The sequence below is a fragment of the Mycoplana azooxidifex genome (assembly GCF_014196765.1).
GTDB classification, from domain to species: Bacteria; Pseudomonadota; Alphaproteobacteria; order Rhizobiales; family Rhizobiaceae; genus Mycoplana; species Mycoplana azooxidifex.
Genome location: NZ_JACIEE010000001.1, coordinates 597,022 through 615,877, shown reverse-complemented (window position 1 = coordinate 615,877; position 18,856 = coordinate 597,022). Strand labels below are relative to the sequence as shown.

18 protein-coding genes and 1 riboswitch are annotated in these 18,856 nt (G+C 64.2%); of the genes, 10 read left to right on the top strand and 8 right to left on the bottom strand.

Going from position 1 to position 18,856, the window contains the following annotated elements; translation table 11 throughout:
• Positions 1-43: 43 nt before the first annotated feature.
• Complete coding sequence (locus tag GGQ64_RS02885; RefSeq protein WP_183798759.1) at positions 44-1,207, bottom strand: polyamine ABC transporter substrate-binding protein; 1,164 nt, start codon at positions 1,205-1,207, stop codon at positions 44-46.
• A gap of 58 nt (positions 1,208-1,265) precedes the next feature.
• Complete coding sequence (locus GGQ64_RS02880; protein WP_183798756.1) at positions 1,266-2,378, bottom strand: ABC transporter ATP-binding protein; 1,113 nt, start codon at positions 2,376-2,378, stop codon at positions 1,266-1,268.
• Positions 2,379-2,553: 175 nt separating this feature from the next.
• Here GGQ64_RS02880 and GGQ64_RS02875 point away from each other — a divergent pair, with 175 nt between their 5' ends.
• Positions 2,554-3,354, top strand: a complete 801-nt coding sequence (locus GGQ64_RS02875; RefSeq protein ID WP_183798753.1) for a helix-turn-helix transcriptional regulator — start codon at positions 2,554-2,556, stop codon at positions 3,352-3,354.
• Between the two features lie 122 nt (positions 3,355-3,476).
• Here the strand turns inward: GGQ64_RS02875 and GGQ64_RS02870 are convergent, their stop codons facing one another.
• The 6 genes from GGQ64_RS02870 to GGQ64_RS02845 form a co-directional block, all read right to left on the bottom strand.
• The gene (locus tag GGQ64_RS02870; protein WP_183798750.1) at positions 3,477-3,953 is read right to left on the bottom strand and encodes a 6,7-dimethyl-8-ribityllumazine synthase; all 477 of its coding nucleotides are present in this window, start codon (positions 3,951-3,953) and stop codon (positions 3,477-3,479) included.
• 92 nt (positions 3,954-4,045) lie between these two features.
• Positions 4,046-4,222, bottom strand: a riboswitch (FMN riboswitch).
• Positions 4,223-4,322: 100 nt separating this feature from the next.
• Positions 4,323-5,384, bottom strand: coding sequence for an ABC transporter ATP-binding protein (locus GGQ64_RS02865; protein ID WP_183798747.1), 1,062 nt, complete (start codon positions 5,382-5,384; stop codon positions 4,323-4,325).
• Positions 5,385-5,397: 13 nt separating this feature from the next.
• Complete coding sequence (locus GGQ64_RS02860; protein ID WP_183798744.1) at positions 5,398-6,186, bottom strand: ABC transporter permease; 789 nt, start codon at positions 6,184-6,186, stop codon at positions 5,398-5,400.
• Positions 6,183-7,052 carry an ABC transporter permease gene (locus GGQ64_RS02855; protein WP_183798741.1) on the bottom strand — a complete coding sequence of 290 codons (870 nt, stop codon included), beginning with the start codon at positions 7,050-7,052 and terminating at the stop codon, positions 6,183-6,185. The genes GGQ64_RS02860 and GGQ64_RS02855 overlap by 4 nt, the downstream gene beginning before the upstream one ends.
• A 321-nt stretch (positions 7,053-7,373) precedes the next feature.
• Positions 7,374-8,477: an ABC transporter substrate-binding protein gene (locus tag GGQ64_RS02850; RefSeq protein ID WP_210300114.1), complete on the bottom strand. Its 1,104-nt coding sequence runs from the start codon at positions 8,475-8,477 to the stop codon at positions 7,374-7,376.
• 126 nt (positions 8,478-8,603) lie between these two features.
• The gene (locus GGQ64_RS02845; RefSeq protein ID WP_425488483.1) at positions 8,604-9,476 is read right to left on the bottom strand and encodes a MurR/RpiR family transcriptional regulator; all 873 of its coding nucleotides are present in this window, start codon (positions 9,474-9,476) and stop codon (positions 8,604-8,606) included.
• Positions 9,477-9,655: 179 nt separating this feature from the next.
• Between GGQ64_RS02845 and GGQ64_RS02840 the strand changes: the two genes are divergently transcribed.
• The 9 genes from GGQ64_RS02840 (at position 9,656) to GGQ64_RS02800 (ending at position 18,496) form a co-directional block, all read left to right on the top strand.
• Positions 9,656-10,420 (top strand): N-formylglutamate amidohydrolase, encoded by a 765-nt coding sequence (locus tag GGQ64_RS02840; RefSeq protein WP_183798732.1) that lies wholly within the window; start codon positions 9,656-9,658, stop codon positions 10,418-10,420.
• 137 nt (positions 10,421-10,557) lie between these two features.
• The gene (locus GGQ64_RS02835) at positions 10,558-11,067 is read left to right on the top strand and encodes a TRAP transporter small permease subunit (RefSeq protein ID WP_183798730.1); all 510 of its coding nucleotides are present in this window, start codon (positions 10,558-10,560) and stop codon (positions 11,065-11,067) included.
• Complete coding sequence (locus GGQ64_RS02830) at positions 11,064-12,386, top strand: TRAP transporter large permease (protein ID WP_183798727.1); 1,323 nt, start codon at positions 11,064-11,066, stop codon at positions 12,384-12,386. The genes GGQ64_RS02835 and GGQ64_RS02830 overlap by 4 nt, the downstream gene beginning before the upstream one ends.
• Before the next feature lie 130 nt (positions 12,387-12,516).
• Positions 12,517-13,572, top strand: coding sequence for a TRAP transporter substrate-binding protein (locus tag GGQ64_RS02825; protein WP_183798724.1), 1,056 nt, complete (start codon positions 12,517-12,519; stop codon positions 13,570-13,572).
• Between the two features lie 84 nt (positions 13,573-13,656).
• On the top strand, positions 13,657-15,021 hold the full coding sequence (locus GGQ64_RS02820) for a glutamine synthetase family protein (RefSeq protein WP_183799150.1): 1,365 nt from the start codon (positions 13,657-13,659) through the stop codon (positions 15,019-15,021).
• Positions 15,022-15,080: 59 nt separating this feature from the next.
• Positions 15,081-15,524 carry a helix-turn-helix domain-containing protein gene (locus tag GGQ64_RS02815; protein ID WP_183798721.1) on the top strand — a complete coding sequence of 148 codons (444 nt, stop codon included), beginning with the start codon at positions 15,081-15,083 and terminating at the stop codon, positions 15,522-15,524.
• A complete protein-coding gene (locus tag GGQ64_RS02810) occupies positions 15,514-15,933 on the top strand; it encodes a type II toxin-antitoxin system VapC family toxin (protein WP_183798718.1) in 420 nt (139 codons plus the stop codon). The genes GGQ64_RS02815 and GGQ64_RS02810 overlap by 11 nt, the downstream gene beginning before the upstream one ends.
• Before the next feature lie 32 nt (positions 15,934-15,965).
• A complete protein-coding gene (locus GGQ64_RS02805; RefSeq protein ID WP_183798715.1) occupies positions 15,966-17,354 on the top strand; it encodes an aldehyde dehydrogenase family protein in 1,389 nt (462 codons plus the stop codon).
• Positions 17,351-18,496 (top strand): iron-containing alcohol dehydrogenase, encoded by a 1,146-nt coding sequence (locus GGQ64_RS02800; protein ID WP_183798712.1) that lies wholly within the window; start codon positions 17,351-17,353, stop codon positions 18,494-18,496. Before GGQ64_RS02805 ends, GGQ64_RS02800 begins: the two co-directional genes overlap by 4 nt.
• Positions 18,497-18,856: the final 360 nt, after the last annotated feature.

Here is an 18,856-nt window from a genome sequence, read left to right as displayed (position 1 = left end):
GGTCACGCCCGATGCCCCTCACAAAGGAGGGCTCGCCCCCCCCTCAGGCCGACTTGAACCGGGCCATCAGCTCGGCGCGGGCCGGGTCCGTCAGGGTCACGGCGGCGCCGAATTCCAGCGGGGTCAGCGACGCCTCGTCCGGATAGACGATCTTGTTGGAGGTGATCTCGGGCGGCAGCAGGGCCATGACGCGGCTGTCGGTGGTCGGCGCGCCGTTGGCGATGTGCTCCTTCACCGCGACCTCCGGATCCATCAGGAAGTTCAGCAGAGCATAGCCGGCCGGCTTGTTGGCGGCACTCTTCGGCACCGCGTAGAAGTCCGACCAGATCTCGCCGCCATCCTTGCCGAGCACGAACTGGATTTCCGGCATGTCGCGGTTGAGCTGGGCGCCGTCATTGGTCCAGCACGTGGTCAGCCAGGCATCGGTGGCGCGCATCGAGGGCTGGTAGTCGCTGTTGATGGCGTAGAGGTGCGGCTTGACCTTGATCAGCAGTTCCTCGGCCTTGGCGAGTTCTTCCGGCTTGATCGAGTTGAAGGAGTAGCCGAGCGAGACGAGTGCGTTGCCGATTGTGGTCAGCTGGTAGTCGTGCACCATGGCGCGGCCGTCGCCTTCGCCCATCGCCACGTCGAAGAAGTCCTTCCAGCTCGCAATAGGCGTCTTGATCTTGTCGGAGTTGAAGGCGATGCCGGTCGTGCCCCAGTTCTTCGGCAACGCGTAGACGGTCCCGTCGACCGTGCCCTCGGCGGTGAAGCGGGTGTTCTGCGTCTTCGGGTCGAAGTTCGGCACCTGGGCGAGGTCGAGCGGATCGATCAGGCCGAGCTTCGCATAGGTGGAGATCGTGTAGTTGGTGGGCACGAACAGGTCCCAGCCGGTGCCGCCGGCCTGGAGCTTGGCCAGCATTTCCTCGTTGGAACCGAACACGTTGACCTCGACGGCGACGCCGGTCTTGGCGGTGAAGGCCTCGAAGGTCGCCGGGTCGTGGTAGTTGGGCCAGGTGGCGAGCGACATGGTCGAGCCGAGGTCCTGGGCATGGGCCATGGAATTGAACGGGCCGGGCAGGCGGCCGGCCAGCACGGTTGCGGCGAGGCCGAGGCCGGTGACGCCAAGGAAGTGCCTCCGGCTGACCGAGCCGCGCTTGAGGCGCATCAGCTCGTCCATCAGGCCGCGGGCTGTGATCGGAGCATTCTCTCTATACCATTTCGTCATGACACTGTTCCCTTCTCTTTTAGTATCGACGGGCCTGTTTCCCCTCAGGCTGGAGTATCTAGGCCGGAAAGATATGCGCTTCTCCGGGATCGAAGTTCATCGCGACCGTCTCGCCCGGCTCGACGAGGTCACTGTCTGCGGTGCCGTGCCGCTCGGTGGTGACGAGCAGGTCGCCGAGCCCGGGAACGGAAATCGAGTACTCGGCCGAGGAACCGAGGAAGATGCGGTGCGTGACCGTGCCCTCGAGCAAGGCGCCGTTGGCGTTCGAGGTGCGTGCAAGGCGGATGACTTCGGGTCGCAGCGCCACCGTTACCTCACCGGCGCCCATCGCGCGGGCTCGCGCGACCGCAAGCGTGCGGCCGTTCGCCAGCGTGACGCTGCCGTTTGCGGGGTCCACCGTCGCCGCCAGCCGGTTGGTCTTGCCGACGAAATCGGCGACGAAGAGATCGGCCGGACGGTCGTAGATCTCTGTCGGCGAGGCGAGCTGGCGGATGCTGCCGGCATTCATGACGCAGACGAGGTCGCTCATCGACAACGCCTCTTCCTGGTCGTGGGTGACGAGGACGAAGGTGATGCCGAGTTCGCGCTGCAAGGTCTGCAACTCGAACTGCATGGCGGTGCGCAGCTTCTTGTCCAGCGCCGCCAGCGGCTCGTCGAGAAGCAGCACGGAGGGTTTGTTGACGAGCGCGCGCGCCAGCGCCACGCGCTGCTGCTGGCCGCCGGACATTTCGTGGATGCGGCGCTTCGCATATCCGTCGAGGCGGACCATCTCGAGGGCCTCGCCGACGCGGCGGGTGATTTCGGCCTTGGCAAGCCGCGGGCGGAGCTGCCTCAGCCCGTAGGCGACGTTGTTCTCCACGTCGAAATGGGGAAACAGCGCATATTGCTGGAACACCATGTTCACCGGCCGGCGATAGGCGGGCACGCCGTTCATCTCGGCACCCCCGACGAAGACTTCGCCCTCGCTCGGATGCTCGAAGCCGCCGATCATGCGCAGGCAGGTGGTCTTGCCGCAGCCGGAGGGGCCGAGGAGCGCCACGAAGGCGCCCTTGGGAACGGCGAGGTTGATGTCCGAAACGGCAGTGACGGCGCCATAGCGCTTGGTCACCGAACGGAACTCGATGTCGTTTGCTGCCGGTGTCACGTCTGTTCCCCGCGGTCTGTTGGTCATGCCGACGGTCTGTGCCGTCCTTGCCGCTGTCTTGGCTGCGATGCTAGTCAGGAACGGGGCGCAAGGTATATACCCCGCGAGAGGTATTTTTTCCAGTTTGCCGCTGTGGAAGGAGTATATCCGTTCCGCGGGCTGCGAACGGCGGCGGACTGGGCGCAGGGAGTATCGGCGGATCATGCGGGTCGACTTTGCATCGCTGTTTGAGGTCGTCGCCACGTGTCTCGGACGCGAGGGGATGGCGGATGCCGAGGCCGGCGTGCTGTTCCTGAAGGCGATGCATGCGCTGGTGCGCTTCGACGACGTCGTCATCTTCGCCTACCGGGAAAAGGAGCGGCCGATCGACCTTTTCAGCACCTTCGGGCTGGAGGACCACGAGATCTTCGTCGGCCTCTACCAGGCCGGTCCGTTCCTGCTCGACCCGTTCTACCACGCCGCACGGGCGGGCAGGGCCGGGGTCTTCCGCATGCGCGAGCTGGCCCCGGATCGCTTCTTCTCCAGCGAATACTACCGGACCTATTATACGCAGACGAAGCTCGCCGAGGAGGTCGGCTTCTTCGTGCCCTGTCCGGACGGCGTTACCGTCGTCCTGTCCCTGATGCGGCGGGAGCGGAGCGGGGTCTTTCCGCCCGGCGAGTTCGCGGTGCTCGACGATGCCGTGCCGTTCGTGCTGGCCTTCGTCGCCCGGACCTGGCCGGACCTGTCGCTCCGCTTCGATGCGCTTGCCCGCGGCACCAGGAGGCGCCGCCACGAGCCCGCCAATGCGGCCGATCGCGTCTGGCGCAAGCTGAACCTGACCGACCGCGAGGCGTCGATCGTGGAGCTCGTGCTGCAGGGGTATTCGTCGGAATCGATCGGGCTGACGCTGGATATCTCCACCGGCACGGTGAAGGTCCACCGCCGCAACGTCTATCGCAAGCTCGGCATCTCGTCGCAGATGCAGCTGCTGTCGATCTACCTGAGCAACCTGCAGTCGTAGGGCTCAGCTCGAGGAGCCCGAAGGGACGGAAAAGCCCGGCATCGCTGCCGGGCGTTTTCTGTTTATTTCAACGGCTTGCGGCATCTTCCTGCCGGATCGATTCCGGCCGTTGAGACGGAGATTCAAGCAACCGTCGCCAGCGCGGCCTGCGTCCTTGCGGCGATGATCTGCGAGGCCGCATGGGCGGCTTCCTTGCCCTTGACGACGAAGTGGTCGCGGAAGAAGGCGATGTGCGCCTCGCTCTCCTGGAAATTGTGCGGCGTCAGCACGGCCGACAGCACCGGCACGTTGGTGTCGAGCCCGACCTTCACCAGCGCGTCGACCACGGTTCCGGCGACGAAGTCGTGGCGGTAGATGCCGCCGTCGACGACGAAGGCAACGCCCAGGATCGCCGAGTAGCGGCCGGTACGAGCCAGAAGCTGGGCGTGCAGCGGGATTTCGAGCGCGCCGGGCACGTCGACGATCTCGACGTATTCGGCACGGCCCCCGAGTGCCGCCCATTCGGCAACGAAGCTGTCGACGCAGCGGTCGACGATGCCGGCGTGCCAGCGGGCGCGGATGACGGCGATCCTGGTGGAAGGTTTGGCAGAGATGTTCATTTCAGTCGTGGCCTTTCAAGGGTTGAGCCATTTTTCAATGATCCCCTTGGGCGAACACGCAGGTCTGCCGGCCCTGTTGCCGGGTCAGTCCTGCTTGCTCTCTTTCTTCCGGACTATTGACCGTCGGCTCCGGCATCGCACCGGATCTGCTGACCCTTCGCCGGGCGGCGAAGGCGCTCGCGGGCTCCGGGAGCTGCCCGTGGCTATTCCGCCATGACATGCAACCCGATACCGCCGGTGGGGAATTCCGCCCCGCCCTGAGAACGCGACAACGATATTGCAATGCAGCAGCGCGGGCAAATGCTGTATGCGCCAAATTGAGGCGCTGAAGGGAAACATTTTTCCGGAGCGATGCCTCGGAGCGATGGATCAGTCGCGGATCACCAGCAGGTCGGAGGCCACGAACCGCAGCGTCACCGTCTCGCCGGCGGTTGGCGGCACGAGGCCGGGATTGTTGAACATGTCGAACGAGATGACGCTGGGGCCGACGCGCATGCGGGTACGGATCACCGAACCGAGGAAGTTGCTGCTGACGACTTCGCCGGTCAGCGCCGTGTCGCCCTTGGCGCCTTCGGCGATCGAGCCCGCCTCGGGGCGCAGCGCCAGCGAGACGGTGTCGCCCGCCTTAACGGCTCCCAGCGGCTCGCGCAGCGTGATGCCCTGGTCGCCGATGGCGATGCGGTTGGCGGCAGGGTCTACCACCTTGGCCTCGATCAGGTTCAAGGTGCCGACGAAGGAGGCGACGAAGCGGGTGGCCGGCCGGTTGTAGATCTCGGCCGGCGCTCCGATCTGGTCGGCGCAGCCGGCATTCATCACCACGATCCGGTCGGAGATCGACAGCGCCTCTTCCTGGTCGTGGGTGACGAAGACCGTGGTGATGCCGAGTTGCTGCTGGATCATGCGGATTTCCTCGCGCAGCGAGACGCGGATCTTGGCGTCGAGGGCGGACAGCGGCTCGTCGAGCAGCAGCACCTGCGGCTTGGGCGCGAGCGCGCGGGCGAGCGCCACGCGCTGCTGCTGGCCGCCGGACATCTGGTAGGGGAAGCGATCGGCGAGGTGCTCCAGCTTGATCAGTCCGAGCATCTCCTTGACGCGGGCGTCGATCTCCTCCTTCGGCCGGCCGGCGACCTTGAGGCCGAAGGCGACGTTGTCGGTCACGTTCATGTTGGGAAAGAGGGCATAGGCCTGAAATACCATGCCGATGTTGCGCTGGTTCGGTTTCAGGCCCGCCTGGTTCTTGCCGGCCACCGTGATCGTGCCGCCGCTCGGCGTCTCGAAGCCGGCGATCATGCGCAGGACGGTGGTCTTGCCGCAGCCGGAGGGGCCGAGGAAGGAGACGAACTCGCCCTTCTCGATCTCCATGTTGAAGTCGCTGACGACCTGCACCGGCCCGAAGGACTTCTGGATATGGCTGAGTGAAAGAAACGACATATGGTAAAAGTCCTCAGGCCTTCACGGGCGCGGTTTTCTGGAAACGGGAGACGAGTTGCAGCAGGCCCATGCTGAGCCAGGTGATCGCAAATGCGATGATCGCGAGCGCCGAGGGCTCATAGGCCTTGTTGGCGCCGACGAGCTGGAGATAGGGGCCGAAGGCGGGGCGGTTGAGCAGCGAGGCCATGGTGAACTCGCCCATCACGATCGCAAAGGTGATGAAGGCGCCGGAGAGCACGCCGCTCATGACGTTCGGAAAGATGCAGCGGAACAGGATCGTCGGCCACTTGGCGCCGAGGCTTTCGGCCGCCTCCGTCAGCGTGCCGACGTCGATCATCCGCATGGCGGTGTCGACCGCGCGGTACATGTAGGGCAGCGACAGCGTCATGTAGGAGAACACCAGCAGCATGTTCGTGCCGGAGGTCGAGTTTGTCAGCGGCAGGAACGACGACGAGTTGTAGAGCCGCAGGTAGCCGAAGACGATGACGATCGCCGGGATGACGAGCGGCAGGAGCGTGATGAACTCGATCACCGGCCGCATCCGCGGCAGCCGCAGGCGTACCCAATAGGCCGTCGGCACCACCAGCAGCATGCCGAAGATGATGGTAAACAGCGCCATCAGCATGGAGAAGCCGAAGGTGGTGCGGAACTGGATGTCGGAGAAGACGGACTGGTAGGCGTCGAACGTGTATTCGCCGCGGCGCATGCGCAGCGAGAATTCGAAGGTGCCGATCAGCGGTACGATGAAATAGATGGCGCCGATGGCGATCGCGAGCCAGGCGAGAATGCGGGTCGACTTCATTTCTGCCACCGTTCGGCGCGCGAGCGCAGCCAGATGTAGAGGACGTTGGACAGCCCGGTGATGACGATCATGCCGAGCGCCAGCGCATAGCCGAGGTTGGGGTTGTGCAGCACGTCGCCGCGGATCTGCGCGTAGAGCAGGATCGGCACGATGTTGAGCGACGATCCGGTCAGCGCGTAGGCGGTGGCGATCGCGCCGAAGGCGTTGGCGAACAACAGCAGCGTCGTGCCGAGCAGGCTCGGCCACAGGATCGGCAGCGCAATCATGCGCCAGTACTGCCAGGTGGAGGCGCCGAGGATCTCGGAGGCCTCGCGCCATTCCCTCTTCATGCCGTCGAGCGCCGGGGTCAGGATCAGCACCATCAGCGGGATCTGGAAGAACATGTAGGTGATGGTCAAGCCGAAGAAGGACAGGAGGTTGAAGCCGGTGGAATAGAGGTTGAAGCCGATCATGTCGCGCAGGAGCACGGTAACGAGCCCGGTGCGGCCGAGGGTGGCGATGAAGGCGAAGGCGAGCGGGACGCCGGCGAAATTCGAGGCGACCCCGGAAAAGGTCAGCAGGCCGGAGCGGATGGATCTGGGAAGGCCGCCCATGACGATCGCCCAGGCGAGGAAGAAGCCGATAATCGCGCCGCCGAGCGAGGAGGCGAGCGACACCTTGATGCTGATCCAGTAGGCGCTGAGGATGTTGGGGGAAAACAGGTCGCCGATATTCTTGAAGGTGAAATCACCTTCGGGCGTGAGAAACGCGCCGGTCACCAGATAGAGCGTCGGCAGGATCAGAAACAGGAGCGCGAAGATCATGAACGGCGCGATGCCGAGCCAATCGATGACGGTGCGGCGGTCTATCAGGGCTGAATGGCTCATGGAGCGGGCAATCGTCCGGAAAATGGCGAGAAACTAGGACTGTAGACGGAAATGGCGCGGACGCAATCCGCGTGGCACGTATGTACGGAGACCTCTCGTCGAACGGGGCGAAAGGCTGGATGTCGATACACCTCCCAACGCCCACGTCGTCATCCTCGGCCTTGTGCCGAGGATCTGTCGAGCCATCTCAAGTCCTTGAGTTCATTTACTTAACTCTCAGGCCAGGCGAGGTGCTCAATTGCTCGGGACAGGCCCGAGCATGACGGGCAACAAGGGTGGTCAATGCCTCCCGCCACATGGCGGGAGGCACGTATGTCTGCCTTACTGGACGTTGGCGCCGACGACGCTGTCCCACTTGGTGGTGATCGCGGCCTTGCCGGCTTCCTGCTCCTCGAGCGTCGGGAAGACGGCCTTTTCATAGGCAGCGGCCGGCGGCAGCTTGTCGAGCATTTCCTGCGGAACCTTGCCGTTCTTCACGAGGTCGTTGAAGCGGATCGGGTGGCAGTAGCCCTTCAGGTAGCCGAGCTGGCCTTCGTCGGAATAGAGGTACTCCATCCACAGCTTGGCGGCGTTCGGGTGCGGGGCGAAGGCAGAGATCGCCTGCACGTAGACGCCGGCGACGACGCCGGTTTCCGGTACGACGACTTCCAGCGGCGGGTTGCCGGCCAGCGTGTCGCGCCAGGCCAGGCCGTTATAGTCCCAGGCGATCACGATCGGGGTCGAGCCCTGTGCCAGCGAGGCCGACTTGCCGATGACCGGAACGAAGTTGCCGGCCTTGTTGATCTCGGCGAAGTGCGCCAGGCCTGCTTCGCCGGCCTTGGCGGCGTCGGTTTCACCCTTGGCGAGACCGGCGGCATAGGCTGCCTGAACGGCCTGGTTGGAGGTGCGCGGGTCGCCGGCGAGGGCAACGGCGTTGGCGTAGTCGGCCTTGGTCAGGTCGGCCCAGTCCTTCGGCACTTCCTTGACGATGTCGGTGTTCACGACGAAGGAGAGAACGCCGTAGTAGTCGCCGTACCAGTGGCCGTCGGCATCCTTGGCGCTGTCGGGGATGGAATCCCAGGTCTCGACCTTGTAGGGCTGGATCAGGCCTTCGGCCTTGGAGGACGGGCCGAACGACAGGCCGACGTCGATGACGTCAGGGGCCTGGTCGCCGGTATTGCCCTTGTTGGCCTTGATGGCCTCGATCTCGTCGCCCGAGCCTGCATCCGGGTTCAGTTCGTTGACCGTGATTTCCGGGTACTTGGCCTTGAAGCCGGCGATGATGTCGCCATAGCCGCACCAGCTGTGGGGCAGGGCGATGGTGGTCAGCTTGCCTTCCTTCTTGGCGGCTTCGACGAGCTCGGCGCTCGGCTCGGCGGCGGCGACCGCCGTGGTGGCCACGAAAATGGCCGTGGTAAGCGAGAGCAGGCGGCGGGTGCGTGACATCACGAGTATCTCCTTTGGTGTGTCAGTCAGCTTCGGCGAAGCTGATACTGGTGCGGCATGAAGCTTATGTGACAGTTTTTACATGCTTTTCTCGATTTACCGGGCATTGGTCGACTTGGTCGCGGTTTATCTCGGCTTCCGGAACAGGCGGCTTGCCTCGAACAGTTCCTCGAGCGACTTCATCCGGTCGCGCGTCTCGCTCCAGTTGGCGCTCTGCACAGCCTCGATCAGCGCCTCCACGACGAACAGCGTGACCACGGACGAGTCCCAGGCGGACGGCGCCTCGATCTGGATGCGGAAGGCGTGGGTGGCGTGCTTGGCGATCGGCGAAGCCCACTGATCGGTAAACAGCACGATCTCCACGCCGCGGGCGCGGGCGACGCGGGAGAGGGTCTCTATCTCCTGCTCGTAGCGGCGGATGTCGAAGACGACGATGACGTCGCCCGCCTTCATGTTCAGGACGTATTGCGGCCAGGAACTGGGATTGGAGGCAAGCTGCGTGACGTTCGGCCGGATGACCTGCAGGTGGGTGAAGAGATAGTCCGCGAGCGCCTTGGTGATCCGCCCGCCGACGAGGTAGACGTTGCGCTTGCGGTTGGCGATCAAAGCGGCCGCGCCGTCGAAGTCGGCGATCTCGATCTGCGACAGGGTTTGGCGCAGGTTGTTCGTGATGGCGTCGGCGAAACGGTTGAGGATATGCGTGCCCGGTGCGTTGGCCGCCCACCGGTCGTGCTTGGCGATCGGGTTGGAGAGTGTTGCCTCCAGTTCATGGTGCAGGTGCGCCTGGAAATCGGGGAAGCCGCGATAGCCGAGCTTCTGGACCATGCGCGCGACGGTCGGCGTCGAAACGCGGGCGTTCTCGGCAACCGTCGTGATGCTGCCGAGGCCGGAGACGGGATAGTTGTCGAGGAGTGATGCCGCCAGCTGTCTTTCGGCGCGCGTGAGTGCGTCGAAATGGGCGTTGATCACGTCCGACACCGTGGTGGTCGCCTGATTCAACGTCAAATTCTTCCCCTGTCTGCCGCTCTCTGGCGGTCTTGAACAAAATTAAACATCGCTGTCATATTTCGAGTCAAATGAATTTTTGAAGAGAAAATTTCAAACCCTGTTGACATGGTGGAAAAGGTGAAGAATTCTCTTCATCAAGAAAATTTTGGCCGATCGAGGGGACCGGCTGCATGGGAATATTGACCGACCAGGAAGGCGATCCCGTCGCCGTCGAGAACGCCGAGGGCCGCAGCCGGTTCATCCTGGTCTGCGAGCACGCGTCGCGGCGGATACCCGAGCATTTCGGCACGCTCGGACTTTCGATCGAGGCGCTCGAGAGCCACATTGCCTGGGATCCGGGTGCACTCGCGGTCTCGCGCATGATGGCGAAGAGTCTCGACGCGACCCTGGTCCATCAGCGCTTCTCCCGCCTGGTCTATGATTGCAACCGGCCGCCGGATTCGCCGGGCGCGATGCCGGCGACGAGCGAGATCTATCCCGTGCCAGGCAACGCCGCGCTCACGCCGGAGGCGCGCCTGGAGCGGGCGCGGACGCTCTATTTTCCCTTTCGGGACCGGATCGCGGACCTGGTGCGCCGGCGCCTCGCCGATGGCAGGGCGCCGGCGATCGTGACGGTCCACAGTTTCACGCCGGTCTATTTCGGCAAGCCGCGCGCCGTGGAAATCGGCATTCTCCACGACAGCGACGGCCGGCTCGCCGATGCCGTGCTCGCCGCGGCCGCAGGCGGCGGCAGCCTTTTCGACGTGCGCCGGAACGAGCCCTACGGGCCGGAAGACGGCGTGACGCATACGCTCAAGGAGCACGGCCTCGCCAATGGCCTGCTCAACGTGATGATCGAGATCCGCAACGATCTCGTCAGGGACGAAGCCGGCCAAGGGGTCGTGGCCGACTATCTGACCGGGCTGCTCCTGGAGAGCCTGCCTGGCGCAAGCTGACAAAAGACCCCAGGGGACGGCACGTCCGCGGAGACAAGGACACAACCGTGAAGAAGAAAGAGATGTCATATGGGTTCGTTACTATGCCGGGAGGGTAATTCGGCAATCGAATGCATCCGGTACGGGGAGGCCGGGTGATGCCTGAGTTCATCAAGACCTATGTCCGCGTGGTCGACCGCTTCAACAGGCGGGTCGGCCTCTTCGCGATGTATCTTATTTTCGCGATGTTCGCGATCCTGCTCTATTCCTCGGTGTCCAAGGCCTTCCACCTGCCGGCCAACTGGACGCTGGAATCGGCGCAGTTCACCATGGCGGCCTACTACATGCTGGGCGGCGCCTTCGCGATGCAGACCGACGACCATGTGCGCATGGACCTGTTCTACGGCAGCTGGTCGGGCCGCAAGCGGGCGGCATTCGATCTCGTCACGGCGATTGCGCTGATCGTCTTCCTCGGCTTCATGCTCTACGGCGGCATTACGAGCACGACCTACGCCATCCAGTTCAAGGAAAAAAGCTTCAGCGCCTGGGCGCCCTACATGGCGCCGCTCAAGATCATCATGACGCTCGGCATCGTGATGATGCTGGCGCAAGCGTTTTCGGCCCTCTTCAAGGATATCGCCGAACTGCGGGGAAGGCCGATCGCATGAGTTACGAGTTCATCGCAATAACGATGTTTTCCGCGATGATGGTGCTGCTGCTCACCGGGCAGCGGGTCTTCGCCGTCATCGGTTTCGTCGGCGTCATCGCGGCCTTCTTGCTGTGGGGTACGGGCGGTTCGGAAATGGGCTTCGCCTCGGCCATGAAGCTCGTCAAGTGGTACCCGATGCTGACGGTGCCGATGTTCGTCTTCATGGGCTACATGCTGTCGGAATCCGGCATCGCCGAGGACATGTACAAGGCGATCCACGTCTGGATGGGGCCGATCAACGGGGGGCTGGCGCTCGGCACCGTCGGGCTGATGGTCATCATCTCCGCCATGAACGGGCTTTCGGTCGCCGGCATGGCGATCGGAGCCACCATTGCGCTGCCGGAGCTTCTGCGCCGCGGCTACGACAAGGTGATGATGACCGGGGTGGTGCAGGGCGGTTCCACGCTCGGCATCCTGCTGCCGCCCAGCGTGGTACTCGTGCTCTACGGCATGATCGCGCGCGTGCCCGTCGGCCAGCTCTGGCTTGCCGGCGTGCTGCCGGGCCTGATGATGGCGGCCATCATGGCGGCCTATGTCTATATCCGTTGCCAGATCACCCCGTCGCTCGGTCCGGCGCTGCCGGCTTCCGAGCGCAATGTACCGTTGCGCGAGAAGATCGTCCTGCTATCGGCGGGCATCGTGCCGCTCGGCATCTTCGCGCTGATGATGTGGCTGTTCCTCAGCGGCATCGCCAGCCTCGTGGAAAGCTCCGCGGTCGGCGCGATCTCCTCGGCGCTCGTAGCCTGGCAGCGCGGCCGCCTGACTTTCCGCCTTTGGAACGACGTGTTGCAGAAGACGCTCGGGATCACCTGCATGTTCATGTGGATCCTGATCGCCTCGCTCTGCTTCGGTGCCGTCTTCGACGGTCTCGGCGCGGTGAAGTCGATCGAGCGCTTCTTCCTCGGCGACCTCGGGCTGGAGCCATGGCAGGTGCTGGTGCTGATGCAGGTCTCGTTCCTGATCATGGGGATGTTCCTCGACGACACGGCGATGCTCGTCATCGTCGCGCCGCTCTATATCCCGTTGGTGCAGAAGCTCGGGTTCGATCTGGTCTGGTACGGCGTGCTCTACACGATCACCTGCCAGATCGCCTACATCACCCCGCCGTTCGGCTACAACCTGTTCATGATGCGCGCCATGGCGCCGCCCGGCATCGGCATGACCGATATCTACCGGTCGATCTGGCCTTTCGTCGGCATCATGGTGGCGAGCCTGATCATCATCGGCGTGTTCCCCGAGATCGCGACGTGGCTGCCGAACAACTACTACTCCAAATGACCGGGGTTCCCGGCGGCGACAGCCACCGGGAATTCGAAAAACGAGGCCGACAGAAGAAAAGACAATTGACCGACCGGGATGAACGGCCGTTCCCGGCAAGAAACCAGAATGTAACCAGAGGGATAAAGACATGACCAACAGACGGCAATTTCTGAGCAGGGCAGGTGCTGCGACGATCGGGGCGGCAGGTGCCGCAACGCTTGCGACGCCGGCCATCGTGAAGGCCCAGACGGCGATCAAGTGGCGTTTCCAGACCTATGCGGGCGCAGCATTGGGCGAGCATGTCACCAAGCCGATCATCGACGCGATCAACGCCGCCGCCAAGGGCGAGCTGGAGATCGAACTCTACTTCGCCGACCAGATCGTTCCGACCGGCGAATTGTTCCGCGCCCTCCAGGCGGGAACGATCGACGCGGTGCATTCCGACGACGACTCGATGGCCTCGCCAGCGGAAGTCGCCACCTTCGGCGGTTATTTCCCGCTTGCTACGAAGCAGATCCTCGACGTGCCGGTGCTCTTCAAGCAGTACGGCCTCGCCGATATCTGGCGCTCGGCCTATGAAAAGGTCGGCGGCGTCGTGTGGCTATCGTCGTCGGGGCAGGACCCGTGCCACTTCAACACCAAGAAGCCCATCAACACGCTCGCCGACCTCCAGGGCCTGCGCCTCTACACCTTCCCGACAGCGGGCCGCTTCCTCACCCAGTTCGGCGTCGTGCCGGTGACGATCCCCTACGAGGACGCGCAGGTCGCCGTGCAGACCGGCGAACTCGACGGCATGGCCTGGTCGGGCATCACCGAGGACTACACGGTCGGCTGGGCCGACGTGACGGACCACTTCCTGACCAACAACATCTCGGGCGCCTGGATCGGTTCCTTCTTCGTCAACGAGAAGAAGTGGGCGGAGCTGCCGGAGCACCTGAAGAAGCTGGTCCTGGCGGCGATCGAGGCCGGCAACAACTACCGCGACCAGTGGTATTGGGGCGGTGAGGCGAAGCTGCGCGCCGAGGGCACGAAGCTGAAGCTGACCAGCATCCCGGCGGCCGAGTGGCAGCCGGTGGAAGAGGCTGCGAAGGTGTTCTGGAAGGAGATCGCCGAGCAGGGCGAGACGGCCGCCAAGGTCGTCAAGATCTTCGAGGACTACAACGCCATCATCAACAAGGCCGGTCCGCCCTACGTCAACGGCTGATGTGAGCGCACCTATCCGGTCCGGGCCGATGCATGCGGCCCGGACCGGCATGAAACGGCAACCCCCAGGACCGCCCCGATGACCATGACCTACAGTTTTGACGACCTGAAGAAGGATGTCGCCGAAGGGCGCATCGATACCGTCCTCGCATGCCTCGTGGACATGCAGGGCCGCCTGATGGGCAAGCGGTTCCATGCCCAGTATTTCGTCGACGGCGCTTACGAGGAGACGCACAGCTGCAACTACCTGCTGGCGACCGACATGGAGATGGAGACCGTTTCCGGCTATCGCTCGACCAGTTGGGCTGCAGGCTATGGCGACTATACCATGAAGCCCGACCTTGCGACGTTGCGCAAAGTGCCGTGGCTCGAGGGGACGGCGCTGGTGCTCTGCGACGTGCTCGACCACAACACTCACAAGGAAGTGCCGCACTCGCCGCGCGCGATCCTGAAGAGGCAGGTCAAACGGCTGGAGGCGATGGGGCTGAAGGCCTACATGGCGAGCGAGCTGGAATTCTTCCTGTTCGACCAGAGCTATGACGATGCCCGCGAGAGCGGCTACCGCGACCTCAGGCTGGTCAGCGGCTACAACCAGGACTACCACATCTTCCAGACGACCAAGGAAGAGGACGTGATGCGGGCGATCCGCAACGGCCTGCAGGGCGCTGGCATTCCGGTGGAGAACTCCAAGGGCGAGGCCTCGGCCGGCCAGGAGGAGATCAACGTGCGCTACGCCGATGCGCTCGCCATGGCCGACCGGCACGCGATCATCAAGAACAGCTGCAAGGAGATCGCCTGGCAGCGCGGTAAGGCGATCACCTTCCTCGCCAAGTGGCATTATTCCGCCGCCGGCTCGTCCTCGCATATCCACCAGTCGCTCTGGAGCCTCGACGGCAAGACGTCGATGTTCCACGATGCCGAGGCGAAGTACGGCATGTCGGATATGATGCGCAACTACGTCGCCGGGCTTTTGAACCATGCGAGCGAGATCACCTATTTCCTCGCGCCCTACATCAATTCCTACAAGCGCTTTATGGCCGGCACCTTCGCGCCGACCAAGGCGGTGTGGAGCAAGGACAACCGCACGGCCGGATACCGGCTGTGCGGCGAGGGGACCAAGGCGATCCGCATCGAATGCCGCGTCGGCGGCTCCGACCTCAACCCCTATCTCGCCATGGCGGCCCTGCTTGCCGCCGGCATCGCCGGGATCGAGGGCAACCTGGAACTGGAGGCGCCGTTCGTCGGCGACGCCTATGGCGGCCAGGGCATCCGCGAGATCCCGAAGACGCTGCGCGAGGCGACCGAATTCATGACCACGTCGAAGATGCTGCGCGAGGCCTTCGGTGAGGACGTGATCGACCACTACACGCGCGCCGCCGAATGGGAGCAGGAGGAATACGATCGCCGGGTGACGGACTGGGAGGTGGCAAGAGGGTTCGAGCGGGCGTGACGATTTGTTGATGCTAGGTCAACATGATGGTAAAATCGCAACAATCTGGAGGTGGTCTCATGATTGACAGCACGTGGTTTTATCAACAGCTCGAGAAGGACGGCCGGTCGCTGCGCGCCATGGCGCGGGCGATGGGTCTCGATCCGAGTTCGCTGTCGCGCATGCTGCGCGGCGAGCGGAGGATGACGGCGGACGAGCAGGACGGAATTGCCGCCTATCTGGGCGTATCGCTCCTCGAGGTGGCGGCGCATCGGCGCGGTGAGAGGCAGGGTTTTGCGGAGGAGGGGCAGGAAGCGTTGAAGACGGATGCGGATCGTGGCTCGGCGTCCATGCCGGAAGGCGGCAGGGGCACGGTCGGTGGGCGCACTGAGAGCGAGGCGGAGCCGGACAATTTCTACGACCGGGTGCGTGGGTGCATGAAGGGGACGGTGACGATACCCGAGGGGGTCGACCTGACGGAACCAACGGATCCGGAATGGGCAAAGGTTTATGATGACGACTGAACGGTATCTGCTGGATACCTGTGCGCTCATCTATATCGCCCATGACGTACCGATCGCCGAGCGCGCGATGGCGATACTGCGGACGACGCCTGCAGCAGGAGAATACGTCGTTGTGTCCGCCTTTTCTGCCTGGGAGATCGGCATGCTGGCGGCCAAGGGCCGGCTGAACATCACCAAGCCGCCCCTGGTCTGGTTCCGGGAAGCGGCCGGCAAGATGTCGGCGCGTGTGCTGGACGTCACGCCTGATATCCTCGTCGCTGCGTCCTTCCTGCCGGAGCCGCTGCATGGCGATCCGGCGGACCGTATCTTGGTGGCGACGGCGCGCGAGCACGATTTGACGATCATCACCCGCGACCGCGCCATCCTGGCCTATGGTGCGGCGGGACATGTGAAGGCGTTGGCCTGCTAGGCGAAGGCGCCCTGGGGCCCAAGGAGAAGACAATGACGCAAGTGATCAAATGCATTTCACCCGTCGACGGCTCGGTTTACGCCGAGCGGCCGGCGATGCCGCTGGAGGCGGCGAAGGATGTCGTCGCGCGGGCGCGCAAGGCGCAGAAGGCCTGGGCGCGGCGGCCGCTGGAGGACCGCGTCCAGCTGGTGCTGAAGGGTGTCGCCCGGCTGAACGAGATGGCCGACGAGGTGGTGCCGGAACTCGCCTGGCAGATGGGCCGGCCGATCCGCTACGGCGGCGAGTTCAAGGGGTTCAACGAACGCTCCAACTATGTGGCGGACATCGCGGCGTCTTCGCTGGCGCCGCTCGTGGTCGAGGACAGCGCGCGCTTCGAGCGCCGCATCGAACGCGAACCGCACGGCGTGGTCTTCGTCATCGCGCCGTGGAACTACCCCTACATGACAGCGATCAACACGGTCGCGCCGGCGCTGATGGCGGGCAACGCCGTCATCATCAAGCATGCCGCGCAGACGCTGCTCGTCGGCGAGCGCATGGTGCGCGCCTTCGTCGAGGCCGGCGTTCCCGAGGACGTGTTCCAGAACATCTTCCTCGACCACGACACGACTTCAGCGCTGATCGCGGCGAAGAGCTTCGATTTCGTCAATTTCACCGGCTCGGTCGAGGGCGGGAGGGCGATCGAGCGTGCGGCAGCCGGCACGTTCACGCCGCTCGGGCTCGAACTCGGCGGCAAGGATCCGGGCTACGTGATGGAGGACGCCGATCTCGACGCCGCCGTCGACACGCTGATGGACGGCGCGACCTACAATTCCGGCCAGTGCTGCTGCGGCATCGAGCGCATCTACGTCAACGAGAAGCTCTACGACGCCTTCGTCGAGAAATCGGTTGCCTGGGTTTCCAACTACAAGCTCGGCAACCCGCTCGACCAGGAGACGACGCTCGGGCCGATGGCCAACAAGCGCTTTGCCGCAACCGTGCGCGCGCAGGTCGCCGATGCGGTCTCCCGCGGCGCCAGGGCGCTGATCGACCCGAAGCTGTTTCCCGCCGATGACGGCGGGGCCTATCTCGCCCCCCAGGTGCTCGTCGACGTCGATCATTCCATGGAGTTCATGACGGAGGAGACATTCGGGCCGGCGGTCGGCATCATGAAGGTCAGGAGCGACGAGGAAGCGCTCGGCCTGATGAACGACTGCAAATACGGCCTGACAGCGTCGCTCTGGACGCAGGATGCCGATCGGGCGGCCCGGATCGGCCGGGACCTCGAGACCGGCACCGTGTTCATGAACCGCGCCGACTATCTCGATCCGGCACTCTGCTGGACCGGCGTGAAGGAGACCGGCCGCGGCGGCTCGCTCTCCGTCATCGGCTTTCACAATCTCACCCGTCCGAAATCCTACCATCTCAGGAAAGCACTCGCATGACCATCACCGCCAACTGGAGCTACCCGACCGCCATCAAGTTCGGGGCAGGGCGCATCAAGGAACTCGCCGACCACTGCAAGGCGGTCGGCATGAAGAAGCCGCTGCTCGTTACCGACCGGGGGCTCGCGCCGATGGCGATCACGCAGAAAGCGCTCGACATCCTGGAGGCTGCCGGACTCGGGCGTGCGATCTTCGCCGACGTCGATTCCAATCCGAACGATGCCAACCTCGAGGCCGGGGTGAAGGCGTTCCGGGCGGGCGGCCATGACGGCGTCGTCGCCTTCGGCGGCGGCTCGGGCCTCGATCTCGGCAAGGCGGTCGCCTTCATGACCGGGCAGACGCGGCCGGTCTGGGACTTCGAGGACGTCGGCGACTGGTGGACGCGCGCATCCGTCGAGGGCATCGCCCCGATCGTCGCCGTCCCGACGACGGCCGGCACCGGTTCCGAGGTCGGCCGCGCCTCGGTCATCACCAACTCCGAGACCCACACGAAGAAGGTGATCTTCCACCCGAAGTTCCTGCCCGCAGTCACGATCTGCGATCCGGAACTGACGGTCGGCATGCCGAAGGTGATCACGGCGGGCACCGGCATGGATGCGTTCGCCCATTGCCTGGAGGCCTATTCCTCGCCCTTCTACCATCCGATGAGCCAGGGGATCGCGCTGGAGGGCATGCGGCTCGTCAAGCAGTTCCTGCCGCGTGCCTACAAGGACGGAGCCGACATCGAGGCGCGTGCCAACATGATGTCGGCCGCCGCCATGGGGGCGGTCGCCTTCCAGAAGGGGCTTGGCGCCATCCACTCGCTGTCGCATCCGGTGGGCGCGATCTACAACACCCACCATGGCATGACGAATGCGGTGGTCATGCCGCCGGTGCTGCGCTTCAACCGGCCTGCGATCGAGGACAAGATCGCTGCCGCCGCAGCCTATCTCGGCATTACCGGCGGCTTCGACGGCTTCTACGACTATGTGCTGGAGTTGCGCAGTGAACTCGGCGTGCCGGACAAGCTCGCAGCGCTCGGCGTCGGCACCGACCGGATCGACGAGATGGCGGCGATGGCGATCGTCGACCCCACCGCCGGGGGCAACCCGGTGGAACTGACGCTGGACGCTGCAAAGACGCTGTTTGCCGAGTGCATCTGAGCCGCATCGATCGCACAATTCTGCCCTACTGAACCCGACGCCCTGGCGCCGGGTTCAGTTGTCGATAGACTGGTTCTTGTCGGGCTCTCCCTTTCTTTCGTCTACCCGGACTTGATCCGGGGTCTAGCAGCGCCGCGTCTGCGGCGCGGGAAATGCTCTATCGCGCAAGGACTTGCGCGGCTGGATACCGGCTCGGGGGCCGGTATGACGGGGGCGTTGGCGGCGCCTTTGGTGGCCCGTTCGAAGAAGTAAGCGTCCGGATTTCCATGTCCCCCTGCGACTATGGGAATTCGGCGGGCTGCGATTGTCATGGACCTGTCACAATTCGTAGCGTTCCGGCACGAATCGATGTGATTCCTT